Raw genomic sequence first — 18,152 nt, 5'->3', positions numbered from 1 at the left:
CGGGGTTGGGTGGGCGCGCTTGGCGGCCGACCGCCGTGCGCAGAGCATCAGTCATGGTAGCGATCGGCGCCGCGGTCTTTGACATGCGTCATCATGCATGTGACAGTGGAGTGCAGCCGATACGGCGGATACTTTCCCACTACCTGGCACTTCTCGAGGTGATGCCGCTCCCATGATGTCCCCCTCACGTTCTGCGTCGATGCCGTCCGCCACCGACGGCGACATGGGAACGGACCTGGACGCGGTCACCCACGACCACGGCGGACTCGGCGCCGGTGGGCACTCCGTACTGGCCGATTACCCCGTCCCACCCCCGCGGGAGATCCTCGACGCCGCGGGCGAGTTGTTGCGGGCGCTGGCGGCGCCGGTGCGCATCGCCATCGTCCTGCAGCTGCGCGAGTCGCATCGCTGCGTGCACGAGCTGGTGGACGCGCTCGGCGTGCCCCAGCCGCTCGTCAGCCAGCACCTGAAGATCCTCAAGGCGGCGGGCGTGGTTGCCGGCGAGCGGTCCGGGCGCGAGGTGCTGTACCGGCTCGCCGATCATCACCTCGCGCACATCGTGGTGGACGCCGTCGCGCACGCGAGCGAGGACACCCCGTGACCTCAGGAGCGAGCGTTCGCTCGACCCGTCAGCGCGCGGCGATCTCGACGCTGTTGGAGACACTCGACGAATTCCGCTCGGCGCAGGATCTGCACGACGAGCTGCGCCGGCGCGGCGAGAACATCGGGCTGACCACCGTCTACCGGACGCTGCAGTCGATGGCCGCGGCGGGAATGATCGACACGCTGCGCACCGACACCGGCGAGTCGGTCTACCGCAGGTGTTCGGAACACCATCATCACCACTTGGTCTGCCGCAGTTGCGGATCCACGATCGAGGTGGGCGATCACGAGGTCGAGGAGTGGGCGACGGCCGTGGCCGCCAAGCACGGCTTCTCCGACGTCAGCCACACCATCGAGATCTTCGGCACCTGTTCGGAGTGCATGCCCTGACGATTACGCCGTCAGCGTGCGGCGTACCTGGGCGCCGGTGTCGAGCACCAGCAGGATCAAGGTCCTCAGCGCATCGTCGGTGAGGCCGGCGCCGGGAAAGTTGTAGCGCAGCATCACATCGGCGTTCTTGGCCGCGCCCTTGCCCGAATTACGCTGCACGGCTTTGTCATTGACCTTCTCGATGAGGCTGACGCTGCCGAAGTTGCTGTCGCGCGCCTGCTTGGCCACCTGATCGCTCAGCTTCTTGGTCAGCGGCAGATCCCACGCCAATATCTGGGTGAGCGATACCAGGTCGAGGCCCTCGGCGATGTTCACCACCCGCAACGAGGCGATGGTGCCGTCATGGTGAACGGTCAGCGCGCCGTCGGTCTCCTCCTGCAGCGCAAGGACATCGCGGAGGATCGACGCCAGACGCTCCTGCAGCGAGGGCACTATGCGCTCCCGAACCGGCGATCGCGGGAGGCGTATTCCTCGCAGGCGGCCCACAGGTCGCGCCGGTCGTAGTCGGGCCACAGCTTGTCCTGAAAGACGTACTCGGCGTAAGCGGCCTGCCACAGCATGAAATTGCTGGATCGATGCTCCCCCGAGGTCCGCAGGAACAGGTCCACGTCGGGGATGTCGGGCCGCTGCAGGTGGTTCGCCACCGTCGACTCGGTGATGCGCTCCGGGTTCAGTCGTCCGGCCGCGGCCAGCCGTGCGATTTCCTTTGTGGCTTCGGCGATTTCGGCGCGGCCACCGTAGTTCACACAGTAGTTGACGGTGATGACGTCGTTGTCCTTCGTCAGGTCTTCTGCGATCGCCAGCTCATTGATCACGCTGCGCCACAGGCGGGGCCGCGACCCGACCCACCGGATCTTGACCCCGATCGCATTCAGGTTCACCCGGCGCATCCGCACCACGTCGCGGTTGAAGCCCATCAGGAAGCGGACCTCTTCGGGCGAACGCTTCCAGTTCTCGGTCGAGAAGGCGTACAGGCTGAGCCACTTGATCCCGATTTCGATTGCACCACAGACGATGTCGATGACGACGGCCTCCCCGGCTCGATGACCGTCGGTACGGGTCAGCCCCTGCTGGGTGGCCCAGCGGCCGTTGCCGTCCATGACGATGGCCACATGGTTGGGCAGCCGGTCGGCCTCGATCCTGGGCGCGGCCGCCTTGGAGGTGTGCTGCGGCGGCCGGCACGGGCCGCCGTCGGCGGACGGCGGCAGCTCCGGAAACACGACGGGCCAGGTCGACTTGTCGGGGAAGACCGGATAGTCGTGGGGGGCGGCGGGCAGCTGCGGGAAACCGCGGTGTGTCACTAGCGCCCCACTGGCCTCGGTCGGACGGCGTGTGTCTTGTGCCCACCTCCGAGCGACACGTTCGGGTGACCCGCTTTTGTCGCTCGGAGGTGGGCACAACACATGCCGGCTGACGCGGATGCGGGTGTGACGGATGTGATCACCGCCCGCCCGCCGGCCCAGACTTTAGCCACAGTCCATATCCTGCCCGATCAGCGTCGCGCGCTGATCGGCGATGGTGCGGTCGACGTGATACGTCCGTTCGACGAGCGGCAACGTCTTGAGCTGCCGCTCCAAATGCCATTGCAGGTGCGCCGCCACCAGACCGCTGACGTAGTTGCGGTGCGACTGCGGCGTCTTCTCGGCGAAGTCCCAATCGCCGTCGTGCAGCGCCGACATCAGGTCCAGCACCCCCGGCGGCGGCGTCGTCGAACCGGCCGGGCGGCAGTGGGTGCAGACGCTGCCGCCGGCGCCGACATGAAACGCACGATGGGGACCGGGCGTGGCGCAACGGGCGCACTCGTTCAGCGCCGGCGCCCAACCGGCGATGCCCATCGCCCGCAGCAGGTAGGCGTCCAGCAGCAGGCCCCGGGACCGGCGGCCGTCGGCCACCGCCCGCAGGGCGCTCACCGTGAGCCCGTGCAGGGCCGGGGCGGGCGCCCGCTCCTCACCGGCGAGGCGTTCGGCGGTTTCCAGCATGGCGCACCCGCAGGTGTAGCGGCCGTAGTCGCTGACGATGTCGGTGGCGAACGCGTCGATCGAGACGACCTGGGTGACGATGTCGAGGTTGCGGCCGGGATGCAACTGCGCGTCGATGTGCGCGAATGGCTCCAGCCGCGCACCGAATTTGCTGCGGGTACGACGAACGCCCTTGGCCACCGCGCGGACCAGCCCGTGATCACGGGTCAGCAGGGTGACGATCCGGTCGGCTTCGCCGAGCTTGTGCTGGCGCAGCACAACAGCTCGGTCTCGGTATAGCCGCATCCCAATAGTTTTGCACCCCGCCGCGACATTGCGGGTATCCGCGCCGTCTAGTCTCGTACCCCGTGATTGGCGCTTCGGGGTCGGGAGTCGGGTCCATTTCCGGGTCCGGCAACCAGCGCCTGCCCACGCTGACCGACCTGCTCTATCAGTTGGCCAGCCGCTCGGTGACGTCCACCACCCTGGTGGGTCGTTCGCTGCACGCCATCCACGCCAGCCAGCCCACGCTGAACGCCTTCCGGGTGGTGCTCACCGAGTCGGCGCTGGCCGACGCGGCCGAGGCCGACCGGCGCCGCGCGGCCGGGGACACCGCCCCGCTGCTGGGCATCCCGATCGCCGTCAAGGACGACGTCGACATCGCCGGCGTGCCCACCGCGTTCGGCACCGAGGGGACGGTTCCGCCGGCGATGCACGACGCCGAGGTGGTGCGCCGCCTCAAGGCCGCCGGCGCGGTGATCGTGGGCAAGACCAACACCTGTGAGCTCGGCCAGTGGCCGTTCACCAGCGGGCCCGGTTTCGGGCACACCCGCAACCCCTGGTCGCGGCGGCACACCCCCGGCGGGTCGTCGGGCGGCAGCGCCGCGGCGGTGGCCGCGGGCCTGGTCACGGCCGCCATCGGGTCCGACGGCGCCGGCAGTATCCGCATCCCCGCGGCATGGACGCACCTGGTGGGCATCAAGCCGCAGCGCGGACGGATCTCGACCTGGCCGCTGCCGGAGGCGTTCAACGGCATCACGGTCAACGGCGTGCTGGCCCGCACGGTCGCCGACGCGGCGCTGGTGCTCGACGCCGCGTCCGGCAACGTCGAGGGGGACCGTCACAAACCGCCCGCGATCACCGCCTCCGACTATGTGGGCAAGGCGCCCGGCCCGCTGAACATCGCGCTGTCAACCCGGTTTCCCTACACCGGTTTCCGGCCCAAGCTGCACCCGGAGATCCTGGCGGCGACGCGCGCCGTGGGTAACCAACTCGAACTGCTGGGCCACACCGTGGTGTCCGGCAACCCCGACTACGGCATGCGGTTGTCGTGGGACTTTCTCGCCCGGTCCACCGCGGGCCTGCGGGATTGGGAGGAGCGCTTGGGCGACGGCGTCGTGCTGGACCCCCGGACCCTGTCCAACCTGCGCATGGGCGCCGCGCTGGGGCAGGCGATCCTGCGCAGCGCCCGCCGCCACGAGGCGGCCGACCAGCGCCGGGTCGGTTCGATCTTCGACATCGTCGACGTGGTGTTGGCGCCGACCACCGCCCAGCCCCCGCCGCTGGCGCGGGCCTTCGACCGGTTGAGCGGCTTCGGCACCGACCGGGCCATGATCGCGGCCTGCCCGCTGACGTTCCCGTGGAACGTCCTGGGGTGGCCGTCCATCAACGTTCCGGCGGGCTTCACCTCCGAAGGCCTGCCGATCGGCGTGCAGCTGATGGGCCCGGCCAACAGCGAGGGCATGCTGATCTCGCTGGCCGCCGAGCTCGAAGCCGTGTGCGGATGGGCCAGCAAGCAACCCCAACCCTGGTGGCACCAGAGCGCGGACACCCCTCCGGCGCCCGCGCCCAGCGGCTGAGATCACCGCCGCGTCCCGCCCGTCTGGGCAGGTCGGCGCGGTGAATTTACTGCCGACGAGGCGGGTACACGTTCGCCATGGACCAATCCGACGCCCCACTGCTCGATGCGCTGGCCGACTATCGGGAAAAGAACCGATACGGGTTCACGCCGCCCGGCCACCGGCAGGGCCGCGGCACCGACGAGCGGGTCCTCGCGGTCCTGGGCCGTGAACCCTTCCTCGACGACGTACTGGCCAGCGGCGGCCTGGATGACCGCCGGACCAGCAACAAGTACTTGAAGAACGCCGAAGACCTGATGGCCGAGGCAGTGGGCGCGGACACCGCGTGGTTCTCCACCTGCGGCAGTTCCCTGTCGGTGCGGGCGGCGATGATGGCGGTGGCCGGCGGCGAGGGCAGCCTGCTGGTCAGCCGCGACAGCCACAAGTCGATCGTGGCGGGGCTGATCTTCTCCGGCGTGCAGCCGCGCTGGATCACCCCCCGCTGGGACGCCGCGCACCACTTCTCTCATCCGCCCTCGCCGGAGCAGGTCGAACAGGCCTGGGACAAGCACCCCGAGGCCGCCGGCGCGCTCGTCGTCAGCCCCAGCCCCTACGGCACCTGCGCCGACATCGCCGGGATCGCCGAGGTGTGTCACCGGCGCGGAAAGCCGCTGATCCTCGACGAGGCGTGGGGCGCACACCTGCCGTTCCACGAGGACCTGCCGACCTGGGCGATGGACGCCGGCGCGGACGTCTGCGTGGTCAGCGTGCACAAGATGGGCGCCGGTTTCGAGCAGGGTTCGGTGTTTCACCTGCAGGGCGACCTGATCGATCGGGATCGCCTGTCCGCCTGCGCGGATCAGCTGATGACCACCAGTCCCAGCGTCCTGTTGTACGCCGCCATGGACGGCTGGCGCCGGCAGATGGTGCAGCACGGTCATGAATTGCTCGGTGCCGCACTCGATTTGACGCGACACGTGCGTGAGGAGATCGAACTCATCCCGGATGTGGAGGTTCTCGACGACGAGTTGCTCGGCGCGCAGGCGTCCCACGACCTGGACCGGATGCAGGTGCTGATCGACGTATCCGCAACGGGCACATCGGGTTATCAGGCCGCCGACTGGCTGCGGGCGCACGCGCACATCGACGTGGGGATGAGCGATCACCGCCGCATCCTGGCCACCCTGTCGATGGCCGACGACAAGGAGACCCTGGGGCGTCTCACCGACGCGCTGCGCGCGTGGCGCACCGCGGCCGACGACTTCGAGCCGCCGCCGAGCATCGCGCTGCCCTCGCCCGACGAGCTGCAACTGGAGTCCGTCGAGTTGCCGCGCGACGCGTTTTTCGGGCGGGTGGAAACGGTGTCCACGGACAGCGCCGCGGGCCGCATCGCCGCCGAGCAGATCACCCCCTATCCCCCGGGCATCCCCGCCGTCGTGCCGGGTGAGCGTCTCAACAATGCCGTGCTGGACTATCTTTGCTCGGGCGTCAATGCCGGCATGAACCTGCCCGACGCGGCCGATCCGTCGCTGAACACCATCCGGGTGCTCGCCACGCAGAACGCCCGCTAAAAGCCCAGCCGGCCAAGCTGTTTGGGGTCGCTCTGCCAGTTCTTGGCGACCTTGACGCGCAGGTCGAGGTACACCTTGGTGCCCAGCAGCTTCTCGATCTGGGCGCGCGCGGCGGTGCCGACGTCGCGCAGCCGGGCCCCGCCCTTGCCGATGATGATGCCCTTCTGGCTGTCGCGTTCGACGTAGAGCAGCGCGTGCACGTCGATCAGGTCGTCGCGGTCCTCCCGCGGGTTGACCTCGTCGATGACCACGGCCAACGAGTGCGGCAGCTCGTCGCGCACCCCCTCGAGGGCCGCCTCACGGATGAGCTCGGCCATCAAGACCTCTTCGGGTTCGTCGGTCAGTTCCCCGTCGGGGTAGTAGGCGGGCCCGGGCGGCAGCGCCCCGGCCAGCACGTCGATCAGGACGTCCATTTGCGTCCCGGCCACCGCCGACACCGGGACGATCTCGGCCTGCTCGCCGACCAGCGCGCTGACCGCGACCAACTGCGCGGCGACCCGGTCCTTGGGCGCCTTGTCGATCTTGGTGACGATGGCGACCAGTGTCGCCTTGGGCGCGGTCGCCCGAATCTGCTCGACGATCCACCGGTCGCCCGGGCCGATCGCCTCGTCGGCCGGGATGCACAGCCCGATCACGTCCACCTCGGCGTAGGTGTCGCGCACCAGGTCGTTGAGCCGCTTGCCCAGCAGGGTGCGCGGGCGGTGCAGACCCGGCGTGTCGACCAGGATGATCTGGAAGTCGTCCCGGTGCACGATCCCCCGGATGGTGTGCCGGGTGGTCTGTGGCCGTTTCGAGGTGATCGCGACCTTGGTCCCGACGAGCGCGTTCGTCAGGGTCGACTTCCCGGTGTTGGGCCGGCCGACCAAACATACGAAGCCGGAACGGAATTCAGTCATGCTGCGGGGGTTCCTCGCCATCGGGTGAGCCGTCGGATTCGACGGGGCTGAGCAGGACGGTGCCGATGCGTACCCGCCCACGGTGATCCGTGCCGCCCTCGGCGTGCAGCCGCAACCCGTGGGAGATCACCTCGGCGCCCGGCAGCGGCACCCGGCCCAATTCCAGGGCGAGCAGGCCACCGACGGTGTCGACGTCGAGGTCGTCGTCGAACTGCACGCCGTACAGTTCGCCGAGGTCCTCGATCGGCAGCCGAGCCGACACCCGAAAACGTTTGTCGCCCAGGTCTTCTATCGGCGCCGTCTCCGCCTGGTCGTACTCGTCGGCGATCTCGCCGACGATTTCTTCGAGCACGTCTTCGATGCTGACCAGGCCGGCGATCGCGCCGTACTCGTCGACGAGCAGGGCCATGTGGTTGCGGTCGCGCTGCATTTCGCGCAGCAGGGCGTCCAAGGGCTTGGAGTCCGGCACGAAGACCGCCGGCCGCATCACCTGCGCCACCGGGATGGTGCGCCCGCCGCCGCCCGACAAAAACGTCTGCTGGACAAGGTCTTTCAGGTACACGACGCCGACGATGTCGTCGACGTTCTCGCCGATCACCGGGATGCGGGAATGGCCGCTGCGCACCGCCAGGTTGATGGCCTGGCTGGCGAATTTGTCGCTTTCGATCCAGATCATCTCGGTGCGCGGGACCATGACCTCGCGGGCCGGGGTGTCGCCGAGTTCGAAGACCGACTGGATCATCCGGCGTTCCTCGGCGGCGACCACGCCACGCTGCTGAGCCAGGTCGACGACCTCGCGCAGCTCGATCTCCGAGGCGAACGGCCCGTTCCTCAACCCGCGCCCCGGGGTGACCGCGTTACCCAGCACCACCAGGAGCCGGCTGATCGGCATCAACAACCACGAGATCGCTTGCAGCGGAAGCACCGTCGTCAACGCGATGGAATAGGCGTGTTGGCGGCCGAGGGTGCGCGGGCCCACCCCCATGACGACGAAGCTGGTCACCACCATGATGGCCGCGGCGCCGAACAATCCCCACTTCAGTCCGAAGTTGTCATAGAGGAACACCACCAGCAGCACGGTCGCGGTGATCTCGCAGGTGATCCGCAGCAGCACAACGAGGTTGATGTAGCGGGGACGCTCCGACATCACCTTGGACAGCGCCACCGCGCCCGGCCGCTCGTCGCGCACCATTTCCTGAACACGGGCCAGCGACACCGTGCTGATGGCCGCATCGATCGCGGCGAAAAGCCCGCCCAGCGCGATCAACGCGACCGCGGCGAACAGCTCAGACCAGCCGGTCAACGGTCATCCCTCGACGTGGTCACTATTCCCCTGTGGCATCACGAGGACTCAGCGGCGTCGTCCTCGCTGCGATTCCGGCGATTGAGCAGCCAGGCGACCAGGCCCACCACCACGGCGAACCCACCGAAGCGCAGCGCCATGGTCCACACGGATTGGTGGGGTTGGCCGGGCTCCGGGTGGTGAACGGCGAGCAGCACCAAGAAGCCGCCGTCGTCGGTGAGGCCGACGCCCGGCGTCGGCTGGGTCTTGATCACCCGGATCTGGGCGGGCGCGCTGCTGGAGTTGTCGATCTGGCCCCAGGCCAGGGTGGAGTCGTCGAGCAGGAACGTGTCCTGGCTCCCCGGGGATTGGCTACCGTCGTGGCCCACCACCGCCACGTGGCCCACTTCCACGGTCTCGCCCTTGGCGGGAACGGACACGACGACGTTGTCGTACAGCTTCGGGGGCGCCGGCGGCTTGTAGTCCGGCGGCGGTGGCCCGTTGTATCCGTTGAGCGGTAGCGAGCCACCCCCGTAGAAGCTGCCCGAGGCCACATAGCTGTCGCCGACCGCGGTGAACGGGACGACGCCGACGGTCGCGGCGTCGAGCACCATCCGCGCTCCGCGCGGGAGGTACAGCTGCTGGTAGGCGCCGTTGTAGAAGTAACGGAACGTCATCGCCTGATTGAGCGGGTTGTAGAGGGTTGGGCGGCGGTAGGCATCGTCGTAGTCGACGTAGTCCCAGTGGCGCGGCCGCACGAACCGGTGCTCGTCGATCTTGAGGATGTCGACGTTTTGCCGGTGGGCATTCACCACGTTTTGCACCTGCTGGTTGAAGTCCACCTCGGTCGGCGGCTTCGGCGGGTTGGCGGGGTCGGCGCGGGTTACCGGCGCGGCCTTCGCCGCTGCGATCGCCACCGAGGGCGCATCCAGCCCTCGCGGCGGCGCGACCACCGGGGCGTTTCGCGGCGCATCGGGGCCGGGCGGATTGATCTCGAGCACCGGGACGGTGTTTTGGCCCGCGTTGGGCGGCGGCAGGACCACCGGTTGCTGCACCGGCGGCGGAAGCGGGGGCGGTTCGTACGCCGGGATGGGCACCTGCGGAACCGGTGTCGGCGCGTTGCTCGCGGGCCCCTGGACGCCGCGCTTGTCCTCGTTGCACACGTTCGCCGTGTGATAGGCGTTCACGTAGAACATGCAGCGCTGGCAGGACACGGGGTTCGAGCCCGCGCCGGCGCAGGGCGCCGCCTGCGCCACCGTGCCGGGGATGGCGACGATCATCGAGATCGGCGCGAACGCGATGGCTGCCGCCACCAGGATCCAGAGTCGGCTCAATTGTCGAAATACCTTGACTTGTCCAGCAATCGGCGGTCGCGCTCTTCCTGGCGGTCCTGGCGGTAGGCCTCGACCTGGTCGGCGACCCACTCCTCGAGCAACCGGTCCTGCAGCGCGAACATCTCCTTTTCCTCGTCCGGCTCGCCGTGGTCGTAGCCGATCAGGTGCAGCACACCGTGGATGGTCAGCAGCGCCAGCTCGTGCCCCAGGCTATGCCCCGCCGCGGCGGCCTGACTGGCCGCGAATTCCGGGCACAGCACGATGTCGCCCAACATTGAGGGCCCGGGCTCGGGGGCGTCCGGGCGCCCGCCCGGTTCGAGCTCGTCCATCGGGAAGCTCATCACGTCGGTGGGCCCGGGCAGGTCCATCCAGCGCATGTGCAGGTCGGCCATCGCCGCGGTGTCCAACAGCACCATCGACAGCTCGGCCGCCGGATTGACGTCCATCTTGGCGATGACATGCCGCGCGACGCTGATCAACTCGGCCTCGGAGACGTCGATGCCCGACTCGTTGGATACCTCAATGCTCATGGAACCCGCTCACCGCACCATCATCGGCGACCGCGCGAGCCCGACGCCCGCCGGGCCGCCCGGTTCATCGTCAGGTCGGGCTCTTCGAACTTGGCGTAGGCGTCGACGATTTCCGAGACCAGCCGGTGGCGCACCACGTCCACGCTGGTCAGTTCCGCCACGTGGATGTCCTCGACGCTGTCGAGGATCTCCATCGCCGAACGCAGACCCGACCTGGCCCCGCCCGGAAGGTCGACCTGGGTGATATCGCCGGTGACGACGATCTTGGATCCGAAGCCCAAGCGGGTAAGGAACATCTTCATCTGCTCGGCGGTGGTGTTCTGCGCCTCGTCGAGCACGATGAACGCGGAGTTCAACGTCCTACCACGCATGTATGCCAGCGGCGCCACCTCGATGACCCCCGCCGACATCAGCTTGGGGATCAGTTCGGCGTCCATCATGTCGTAGAGCGCGTCGTACAGCGGCCGCAGGTACGGGTCGATCTTCTCGCTGAGCGTGCCCGGCAAAAAGCCAAGGCGCTCACCGGCTTCCACGGCCGGGCGGGTCAGGATGATGCGGCTGACCTGTTTGGTCTGTAAAGCGTTGACCGCCTTGGCCATTGCGAGGTACGTCTTGCCGGTGCCGGCCGGGCCCACCCCGAAGACGACGGTGTTGGCGTCGATGGCGTCGACGTAGCGCTTCTGGTTGAGCGTCTTGGGCCGGATCGTCTTGCCGCGTCGCGACAGGATGTCCAGCGTGAGCACTTCGGCCGGTGACTCGTTGTCGGTGCCGGCCAGCATGGCGACGCTGTGCCGGACCACCTCCGGGGTCAACGGCTGCCCACCGGCGACGATCGCGATCAGTTCGGAGATCACCCGTTCGGCGAGCGCGACGTCGGCGGGCTCACCGGAGATGGTGACGGTGTTGCCGCGCACGTGCAGATCCGCGTCCAGGGTGCGTTCCAGCGAGCGCAGGTTCTCGTCTGCCGAACCCAGCAGGCCCATGACGGAATGGGGCGGAACGTTGATGCTGCTGCGAACTTGAGCGTCGGCCTGGAGGGGTCCGGCTGCGTCAGCAGCGCTGGTCTCGCGGGGCGTCACGTGGTTTTCGATGCCTGCCTTGTGTGAAGTGCTCGCCGATTCCGGCGTTTTCTAGCGTTTTTATCCTACCGCCGGGTCGACGCTGGCCCCAATGTGCAGCGCGCGACGAGTCTTTACAGGCTCGACGGGTGGTCCCATCGCGGGGTCAGCACCCCCAGCGCACCGAGCGCCACGGCCGCGGCGGTCGACGTCCGCAGCACCTGCGGACCCAGCCGCACCGCCGTCGCGCCCGCGTCGGACAACGCCGCCATCTCGTCGTCGGCGATCCCGCCCTCGGGGCCGACCACCAACAACACCGATGTCGCTCCCGCGAGGTCGGCGTCGGCGAGCCGCTCGGTGGCCGACTCGTGCAAGGCCAGCACCGTCGCGCCGCCGGCCACCTCGTCGCGGATGCGCGAGGTCAGCGCCGGGGTGGACAGCACTCCGTCGACCGGCGGGATGTGGGCCCGGCGGGATTGCCGGGCCGCCGAACGGGCGACCGCACGCCAGCGGCGCAGACCTTTCTCGACCCGGGGGCCGTGCCAGTTGGCCACGCAGCGGGCGGCCTGCCAGGCCAGGAACCCGTCGGCCCCCGCCTCGGTGGCCAGCTCGATGGCCAGCTCCGATCGCTCCGACTTCGGCAGGGCCTGCGCCACGGTCACCGGCGGGGTTCCGGGCGCGACGTTCCAGCGCTTGAGCACCCGCGCGCGCAGCCCGTCACGCCCGGCGTGCTCCACCTCGCAGTGCGCCAGGCCGCCGGCGCCGTCGCCGAGCACCAGTTGCTCACCGGGGCGGATCCGCCGCACGCTGGCGGCATGAAACCCCTCGTCACCGCCCAGGACGGCCAGCGCGCCGGTCTCGGGCAGCGCGTCGGCGTAGAACAGGGTCGCGACCATCGGCGCGCCTTGACTAGCGTCCGGTGAACGTCTCGCGGAGGCGGCTGAACAGGCCGCCGCCGGCGTGGGTCGAGCGCACCTCGGGGACGTCGCGGCTGCGGCGGGCCTTCAGTTCGCGCAGCAGTTCGGTGTCGCGGGCGTCCAGGCGGGCGGGGACCACCACCTCGACGTGGACATGCAGATCGCCGCGGGTGCCGGTGCGCAGGTGCGGCATCCCGTGGCCGCGCAGTGTGATGACCGAAGCCGGTTGGGTGCCCGGCGGAATGGTGATCTCGCTGACGCCGTCCAGGATGGCGTCGACGGTGACGGTGGCGCCCAGCGCCGCGTCGACCATCGGCACCGACACGGTGCAGTGCAGGTCGTCGCCTTCGCGGACGAAGACGTCGTGGCTCTGCTCGTGCACCTCGACGTACAGGTCACCGGCCGGCCCGCCGCCGGGTCCCACCTCGCCCTGGGCGGCCAGTCGCACGCGCATGCCGTCGCCGACACCGGCGGGGATCTTGACGCTGATCTCCCGGCGGGCGCGCACCCGGCCGTCACCCATGCACTGGTGGCACGGGTCGGGGATGACGACCCCGACGCCGCGGCAGGTCGGACACGGCCGCGACGTCATCACCTGCCCCAGCAGGGAGCGCTGCACGGTCTGGACCTCGCCGCGACCACCACACGTGTCGCACGGCACCGGAGCCGAGTCGCCGTTGGTGCCCTTGCCCTGGCAGCGGTCACACAGCACTGCGGTGTCGACGGTGACCTGCTTGGTGACGCCGGTCGCGCACTCTTCGAGATCGAGCCGCATCCGCAGCAGCGAATCCGAGCCGGGCCGTACCCGCCCGATGGGACCTCGGGAGGTCGCGCCGCCACTGAAACCGCCGCCGAAGAAGGCCTCGAACACGTCGCCCAGGCCCCCGAAACCGCCGCCGAAACCGCCGCCGGCCGCGGCCGCGTTCTCCATCGGATCGCCGCCCAGGTCGACGATCCGCCGCTTCTCGGGGTCGCTCAGCACCTCGTAGGCGACGCTGATTTCCTTGAACTTCGCCTGCGCGGCCTCATCGGGATTGACGTCGGGATGCAGTTCGCGCGCCAACTTGCGGTACGCGCGCTTGATCTCCGCGTCACCGGCGTTTCTGCTCACGCCGAGCAGCCCGTAATAATCGCGTGCCACGCCTGACTCTCCTATACCTGGTCTTCTCCGCGCCTACCCACACTGCGGGTGCGCGTTCATCGAGCACCCACGACTTCGCCGATATATAGGGCAACCGCGGCAACGCTGGCGATAGTTCCCGGATAGTCCATCCGGGTGGGCCCCAGCACACCCATTCCCCCGTACACGGTGTCGGAGGTGCCGTAGGCGGTGGTCACCACGGAAGTGCCCAGTATCTGATCGGCGGCCGTCTCGTGGCCGATGCGAACCGTCACCTTACCGGCTTCCTGCTGGGCGGCCAGCAACCGCAGCACCACCACCTGCTCCTCGAGCGCTTCCAGGATGGAGCGCAGCGAGCCGCCGAAATCGGCGGCGTTGCGGGTCAGGTTGGCGGTGCCGCCCATCAGCAGGCGTTCCTCGGTGTGCTCGACGAGTGACTCCAGCAACACCGTCGCCGATCGGCCCACGGCGTCGCCCAGCCCTTCCGGGCTGCTCAACTGCCCGGCGAGGTCGGCCACCGCGACCGAGGCGGCCGACAGTTTCTTGCCCACCAGCGCCTGGCCGAGCATCTCCCGCAGCTGGGAGAGTTCGTGGTCGTCGATGACGTCGCCGAGTTCGACCACGCGCTGGTCCACCCGGCCGGAGTCGGTGATGACGACCATCAGCAGCCGAGCGGGCGTCAGGGCGATCACCTCGAGGTGGCGCACGGTCGACGACGACAGCGTCGGGTACTGCACGACGGCCACCTGCCGGGTCAGTTGCGCGAGCAGCCGCACGGCGCGGCGCAGGACGTCGTCGAGGTCGACACCGGACTCCAGGAATCCCTGGATCGCGCGCCGTTCGGCCGAGGACAGCGGCTTGACGTCGTCGAGCCGGTCGACGAATTCGCGGTAGCCCTTCTCGGTGGGCACCCGCCCGGAACTGGTGTGCGGCTGGGTGATGTAGCCCTCGGCCTCGAGCACCGCCATGTCGTTGCGGACGGTGGCCGACGAGACACCCAGGTTGTGGCGCTCCACCAGCGTCTTGGAACCGATCGGCTCTTTGGTGGCGACGAAATCAGCGACGATGGCCCGCAGCACCTCGAACCGTCGGTCATCGGCAGTTCCCACTGGTCGTCACCTCCTTCGATACCGCTTTGACCCGGTTCATTTTACGGTCTCGGGCGCCGTCGCCCGCACCGGTGGAGCGCAAGCGTCTGCTCGCCGGGACGGCCGGTGTCCGGCTAGCCTTTCCAGCATGAACCGGTCGGGCCACAGCTATGCGTCGGGGGAGATCGGCCAATGATTTTCAAGGGCGTGCGCGACGGCAAACCGTATCCCGAGCACAACCTGTCCTATCGGGATTGGTCCCAGATACCGCCGCAACAGATCCGGCTCGACGAATTGGTCACCACCACAACGGTGCTCGCGCTGGACCGCCTGCTCTCGGAGGACTCCACCTTCTACGGCGACCTGTTCCCGCACGCGGTGCGGTGGAAGGGCACCACCTATCTCGAGGACGGCCTGCACCGCGCGGTGCGCGCCGCGCTGCGGAACCGCACCGTGCTTCACGCCCGCGTGTTCGACATGGACATGCCCCTGGGCCAGCCCGGGTGAGTTAGTGGTCACGTTTGGGCCTTCCCGCGTGTCGACCTAGTGAGGACGTTGGTTCACGACCACAACTTGCCGGGAGGATCGCCATGCCACGGCTACAGGGAGTCTCCGACCGCGACGCCGGCCTGGGCGCCAAGATCGCCTTCTTCTTCACCAGGCGCAAGCTCGCGCAGATGACCGGGCTGGAAACCGCGGGAATGCTGGAACCGCTGCGGATGTATGCGCACATCCCGAGACTGCTCAACGCCTACGGCAAGTTGGAGCAGGCCGAATCGAAGCTGGACGTTCTCAGCCCGCGCCACCGAGCGCTGGCGGAGCTGAAATCGGCGACGACGGTGCGCTGCGAATACTGCATCGACCTCGGCTCGCAGATCGCCCGGCAATGGGGCATCACCGACGAAGAGCTGCTGGGGATGGCCAATTATCGGGACGCGCCGTGCTTTTCCGACGTCGACAAACTGATCCTCGAATACGCGACCGCGATCAGCCGCACCCCCGTCGAGGTGAGCGATGAGCTTTTCGAGGCGCTGCGCGCGCACTTCGACACCGCCCAACTGGTCGGCCTGACCCACGTCATCACGCTGGGCAATCTGCGCGCCCGCTTCAACATCGCGCTCGACATCGGGTCGTCAGGCTTTTCCGGCGACCGCGTGTGCGCCCTGCCGGAGACTGGTCGCCCGTGACCAATCCCGATGCGTCTGCGCCGTCATCGCCGTCACTGCGGGCATTGACGGCGCGCTTCGAGGCGGCCCGGCCGCGGTTGGGCGCCCTCGCCTATCGCATGCTGGGCTCGTTCGAGGACGCCCAGGACGCCGTGCAGGAGGCCTGGCTGCGGTTGAGCGGCAGCTCCGGGGAGATCGTCAACCCCGACGCGTGGCTGACCACCGTGGTCGCCCGCATCTGCCTGAACATGTTGCGCGAGCGCCGAACTCACGGCGGCGAGGAGCTGAGCGTCCGCCTGCCCGACCCGATCGTGGAAGCCGACGAGGAATTCGATCCCGAACACCGCGCCATGCTGGCCGACGCGGTGGGGCTGGCGCTGTTCGTGGTGCTGGACACGCTGCCGCCGGCGGAGCGATTGGCCTTCGTGCTGCACGACGTCTTCAGCGTGCCGTTCGATCAGATCGCCACCATCGTCGATCGGACGCCGGAGTCGGCCCGCAAGCTGGCCAGCCGCGCGCGCCGGCGGATCGAGCGGGCCGATCCGGTTCCCGACGGCGACCTCGCCGCCCAACGCGAGGTGGTGGACGCCTTCTTCGCGGCGGGCCGCAGTGGTGACTTCGAGCGTTTGGTGTCGGTGCTGCATCCCGAGGTGGTGCTGCGGGGTGACTTCGGCCCGCCCGCGGCGGCGTTCCGGGCCGACGGTGCGGCCTCGGTGGCCAGGCTGGCCCGAAGCTACGCCGGGCCCGACCGCGAGGTGCGCGCCGCGACCGTCAACGGCGCCGCCGGCGCCGTCATCTTCGTCGCCGGACGCGCGGCGTCCGTCATGGGATTCGTGGTGCGGGGCGGCCGGATCCGGGCGATCGATGTGCTGGCGGATCCGGCACGCATCGCGAAATTAGGCCTGCGCGCGCCCGGCGCCGATCACTGACCGGCGGCCTGCAGCAGCTCCATCGCCGAGGCCCGGGACAGCACCCAGCCGCCCTGGTTGACGAAGGTGACGTTCTGGGTGACCGGGGACGTCAGCTTGGGACCGGAGACCGACACGTCGGCGGTCGCCGAGCCGGCGGCGGTGGGTTGGATGTTCGTCACGTCGAACGACAGCGGCAGGTCACCGTTTTTCGCGGCCTTCTGCAGCTTCTTGTCGGCGACGTGCGCCTCGATGCCGCTGATGCCGCCCTGCACCAGGTTGCTCTTGTTGCTGAACGACACGCTCGGGTCGGCCAGGCTGTTGAGCAGGCCGGTCAGCTGATCGGGCGTCGGGACATTAGCGCCCGCGATTGGCTGCGCCGGCGGCGGATCCTGCGGAAGCGGCGCGCCGATCGTGGCGAGCTGCACCCCCACCTGCGGGCTCGGCTCCGACATCGAGGTCAGGCCGGCGGCCGCGCCGCCGACGATCGCCAGAGCTGCCACGCTGGTGGCAAGGGTTTTGACAGTGTTCATGGTTCCCCCTTCGGTGGGCACGAATCTCGACGCTCGGGTGGTGTCAGCGTGCCCGTTGCGTCTCGTACTTCGTGTCTCGGCACCGATACGTTACGGCCGCCCGTTGTGCGAACGACATGAGCACCCTGTGCGCCGGCTGTGCGGGCGCCCTTGCCGGTGGCCGCAGATGCCAAACCCCATGCGCCGCCAGAAGGCGACGCATGGGGTGTCCTCGAGTATCGGAACGTCCGGCGAATGCGCCAGACCGCCTTCGGTTTGCGCGGTAGGCACCGCGCGGTCATCAGTTGGTGGCGGTCGCGGCCTGTATCAGCGCGATCGCCGCGTCGTGCTGCAGGACCCAGTTCCCACCCTGGTTGACGAACGCGAGGTGCTTGGTCACGGGGCCGGCGAACTTCGGGCCCGTGATGGCGACGTCGGCCTGGGCCATGTTCGGACCCGCCGGCGCGATGTTCGTCACGTTGAACTGCTCGGGAAAGTTCCCGTTGCGGTAGGCCTTTCGCAGGTCATGGTCGGCCACCATGCCCTCGTTTTGGCTGACGCCGTTTTCAACGAAGTTGGCCTTCTCCCTGTAGTTGACGCCGGGGTCGGTTACCTGGTTGCACAGAGTGGCCAACTGATCGGCGGTCGGCAACTGGCCCGGCGCACCCGGCGGCGGGGGCGGAGGCGGTGGCGGGTCCTGCGGCAGTGGCGCGCCGACCGCAGCCAGTTGCACATGATCCAGACCCATCGGTGCTGCAATGGAAGCCACACCGGCGGCGGCGCCGCCAATGGCGGTCAGCGCCGCCACGCCCGTGGCAATGGACTTCACGGAATTCACAGGTCCCCCTTCGATACACATGGACCGTGGCGGAAATCTTGGGGATCGCCGCACACGGTCACACGTCTTCATGGTTGAAGATGGTGTAAGTGTGCCCTGTGACTCCGGAATTTGCGTCTCAACTTGGTCACGTTACGGCGACG

The 18,152-nt window shown here is 68.8% G+C and carries 20 protein-coding genes; 7 read left to right on the top strand and 13 right to left on the bottom strand.

Annotated elements, in window-relative coordinates:
• Positions 1-175 precede the first annotated feature (175 nt).
• Both P6281_RS09925 and P6281_RS09920 read left to right on the top strand, forming a co-directional pair.
• Positions 176-601: an ArsR/SmtB family transcription factor gene (locus P6281_RS09925; RefSeq protein ID WP_173662756.1), complete on the top strand. Its 426-nt coding sequence runs from the start codon at positions 176-178 to the stop codon at positions 599-601.
• Entirely contained in the window at positions 598-993 is a 396-nt protein-coding gene (locus P6281_RS09920; protein ID WP_008255605.1) for a Fur family transcriptional regulator, read from the top strand. Before P6281_RS09925 ends, P6281_RS09920 begins: the two co-directional genes overlap by 4 nt.
• 3 nt (positions 994-996) lie before the next feature.
• On the opposite strand, the gene P6281_RS09915 is transcribed toward P6281_RS09920, so the two are convergent.
• The 3 genes from P6281_RS09915 to recO form a co-directional block, all read right to left on the bottom strand.
• Positions 997-1,425, bottom strand: a complete 429-nt coding sequence (locus P6281_RS09915; RefSeq protein WP_008255604.1) for a hypothetical protein — start codon at positions 1,423-1,425, stop codon at positions 997-999.
• Positions 1,425-2,294 carry a decaprenyl diphosphate synthase gene (locus tag P6281_RS09910; protein WP_201407036.1) on the bottom strand — a complete coding sequence of 290 codons (870 nt, stop codon included), beginning with the start codon at positions 2,292-2,294 and terminating at the stop codon, positions 1,425-1,427. The genes P6281_RS09915 and P6281_RS09910 overlap by 1 nt, the downstream gene beginning before the upstream one ends.
• A gap of 165 nt (positions 2,295-2,459) precedes the next feature.
• Positions 2,460-3,257 (bottom strand): DNA repair protein RecO, encoded by a 798-nt coding sequence (gene recO, locus P6281_RS09905; protein ID WP_008255600.1) that lies wholly within the window; start codon positions 3,255-3,257, stop codon positions 2,460-2,462.
• A gap of 62 nt (positions 3,258-3,319) precedes the next feature.
• Here recO and P6281_RS09900 point away from each other — a divergent pair, with 62 nt between their 5' ends.
• Together P6281_RS09900 and P6281_RS09895 are read left to right on the top strand one after the other, a co-directional pair.
• Positions 3,320-4,810, top strand: a complete 1,491-nt coding sequence (locus tag P6281_RS09900; RefSeq protein WP_014379806.1) for an amidase — start codon at positions 3,320-3,322, stop codon at positions 4,808-4,810.
• A 77-nt stretch (positions 4,811-4,887) separates the two neighbouring features.
• Positions 4,888-6,360 carry an aminotransferase class I/II-fold pyridoxal phosphate-dependent enzyme gene (locus P6281_RS09895; protein WP_324738837.1) on the top strand — a complete coding sequence of 491 codons (1,473 nt, stop codon included), beginning with the start codon at positions 4,888-4,890 and terminating at the stop codon, positions 6,358-6,360.
• On the opposite strand, the gene era is transcribed toward P6281_RS09895, so the two are convergent.
• From era to hrcA, 8 genes are all read right to left on the bottom strand, one after another.
• Positions 6,357-7,256: a GTPase Era gene (era, locus tag P6281_RS09890; RefSeq protein ID WP_324738836.1), complete on the bottom strand. Its 900-nt coding sequence runs from the start codon at positions 7,254-7,256 to the stop codon at positions 6,357-6,359. The two genes, P6281_RS09895 and era, sit on opposite strands and share 4 nt — an antisense overlap.
• Positions 7,249-8,559: a hemolysin family protein gene (locus P6281_RS09885; protein WP_008255591.1), complete on the bottom strand. Its 1,311-nt coding sequence runs from the start codon at positions 8,557-8,559 to the stop codon at positions 7,249-7,251. Before P6281_RS09885 ends, era begins: the two co-directional genes overlap by 8 nt.
• A 38-nt stretch (positions 8,560-8,597) precedes the next feature.
• The gene (locus P6281_RS09880; protein WP_263646491.1) at positions 8,598-9,818 is read right to left on the bottom strand and encodes a hypothetical protein; all 1,221 of its coding nucleotides are present in this window, start codon (positions 9,816-9,818) and stop codon (positions 8,598-8,600) included.
• A gap of 50 nt (positions 9,819-9,868) precedes the next feature.
• The gene (gene ybeY / locus P6281_RS09875) at positions 9,869-10,402 is read right to left on the bottom strand and encodes an rRNA maturation RNase YbeY (protein WP_008255587.1); all 534 of its coding nucleotides are present in this window, start codon (positions 10,400-10,402) and stop codon (positions 9,869-9,871) included.
• Between the two features lie 20 nt (positions 10,403-10,422).
• Positions 10,423-11,481: a PhoH family protein gene (locus P6281_RS09870; RefSeq protein WP_036428749.1), complete on the bottom strand. Its 1,059-nt coding sequence runs from the start codon at positions 11,479-11,481 to the stop codon at positions 10,423-10,425.
• A gap of 113 nt (positions 11,482-11,594) precedes the next feature.
• On the bottom strand, positions 11,595-12,356 hold the full coding sequence (locus P6281_RS09865) for a 16S rRNA (uracil(1498)-N(3))-methyltransferase (RefSeq protein WP_324738834.1): 762 nt from the start codon (positions 12,354-12,356) through the stop codon (positions 11,595-11,597).
• A gap of 13 nt (positions 12,357-12,369) precedes the next feature.
• On the bottom strand, positions 12,370-13,518 hold the full coding sequence (gene dnaJ / locus P6281_RS09860; RefSeq protein ID WP_008255583.1) for a molecular chaperone DnaJ: 1,149 nt from the start codon (positions 13,516-13,518) through the stop codon (positions 12,370-12,372).
• A 56-nt stretch (positions 13,519-13,574) separates the two neighbouring features.
• Entirely contained in the window at positions 13,575-14,606 is a 1,032-nt protein-coding gene (gene hrcA, locus P6281_RS09855; RefSeq protein ID WP_324738833.1) for a heat-inducible transcriptional repressor HrcA, read from the bottom strand.
• Positions 14,607-14,777: 171 nt separating this feature from the next.
• On the opposite strand from hrcA, the gene P6281_RS09850 reads away from it, so the two are divergent.
• The 3 genes from P6281_RS09850 (at position 14,778) to P6281_RS09840 (ending at position 16,680) form a co-directional block, all read left to right on the top strand.
• Positions 14,778-15,092, top strand: coding sequence for a type II toxin-antitoxin system VapB family antitoxin (locus tag P6281_RS09850; protein ID WP_008255581.1), 315 nt, complete (start codon positions 14,778-14,780; stop codon positions 15,090-15,092).
• 83 nt (positions 15,093-15,175) lie between these two features.
• The gene (locus P6281_RS09845; protein WP_014384383.1) at positions 15,176-15,772 is read left to right on the top strand and encodes a carboxymuconolactone decarboxylase family protein; all 597 of its coding nucleotides are present in this window, start codon (positions 15,176-15,178) and stop codon (positions 15,770-15,772) included.
• Positions 15,769-16,680 (top strand): sigma-70 family RNA polymerase sigma factor, encoded by a 912-nt coding sequence (locus tag P6281_RS09840; protein ID WP_014379799.1) that lies wholly within the window; start codon positions 15,769-15,771, stop codon positions 16,678-16,680. Before P6281_RS09845 ends, P6281_RS09840 begins: the two co-directional genes overlap by 4 nt.
• On the opposite strand, the gene P6281_RS09835 is transcribed toward P6281_RS09840, so the two are convergent.
• Entirely contained in the window at positions 16,674-17,192 is a 519-nt protein-coding gene (locus tag P6281_RS09835) for a hypothetical protein (protein WP_014379798.1), read from the bottom strand. The two genes, P6281_RS09840 and P6281_RS09835, sit on opposite strands and share 7 nt — an antisense overlap.
• A gap of 280 nt (positions 17,193-17,472) precedes the next feature.
• On the bottom strand, positions 17,473-18,009 hold the full coding sequence (locus P6281_RS09830) for a hypothetical protein (RefSeq protein ID WP_009976241.1): 537 nt from the start codon (positions 18,007-18,009) through the stop codon (positions 17,473-17,475).
• Between the last annotated feature and the right edge of the window lie 143 nt (positions 18,010-18,152).

Origin of the sequence: Mycobacterium sp. 5-140-3-2 (genome assembly GCF_035666375.1) — a bacterium.
In the GTDB taxonomy this organism is placed as follows: domain Bacteria; phylum Actinomycetota; class Actinomycetes; order Mycobacteriales; family Mycobacteriaceae; genus Mycobacterium; species Mycobacterium intracellulare.
The sequence above is the reverse complement of the archived record's forward strand: the minus strand, read 5'-3'. Positions and strand labels throughout refer to the sequence as shown.

Excerpts from the sequence above, each read along its gene's own strand:
- P6281_RS09850 (WP_008255581.1), top strand. The coding sequence starts at position 14,778 with ATGATTTTCAAGGGCGTGCGCGACGGCAAACCGTATCCCGAGCACAAC.
- P6281_RS09880 (WP_263646491.1), bottom strand. The coding sequence starts at position 9,818 with ATGATCGTCGCCATCCCCGGCACGGTGGCGCAGGCGGCGCCCTGCGCC.
- P6281_RS09895 (WP_324738837.1), top strand. The coding sequence starts at position 4,888 with ATGGACCAATCCGACGCCCCACTGCTCGATGCGCTGGCCGACTATCGG.
- P6281_RS09845 (WP_014384383.1), top strand. The coding sequence starts at position 15,176 with ATGCCACGGCTACAGGGAGTCTCCGACCGCGACGCCGGCCTGGGCGCC.
- P6281_RS09865 (WP_324738834.1), bottom strand. The coding sequence starts at position 12,356 with ATGGTCGCGACCCTGTTCTACGCCGACGCGCTGCCCGAGACCGGCGCG.
- P6281_RS09925 (WP_173662756.1), top strand. The coding sequence starts at position 176 with ATGTCCCCCTCACGTTCTGCGTCGATGCCGTCCGCCACCGACGGCGAC.
- P6281_RS09835 (WP_014379798.1), bottom strand. The coding sequence starts at position 17,192 with ATGAACACTGTCAAAACCCTTGCCACCAGCGTGGCAGCTCTGGCGATC.
- ybeY (WP_008255587.1), bottom strand. The coding sequence starts at position 10,402 with ATGAGCATTGAGGTATCCAACGAGTCGGGCATCGACGTCTCCGAGGCC.
- era (WP_324738836.1), bottom strand. The coding sequence starts at position 7,256 with ATGACTGAATTCCGTTCCGGCTTCGTATGTTTGGTCGGCCGGCCCAAC.
- recO (WP_008255600.1), bottom strand. The coding sequence starts at position 3,257 with ATGCGGCTATACCGAGACCGAGCTGTTGTGCTGCGCCAGCACAAGCTC.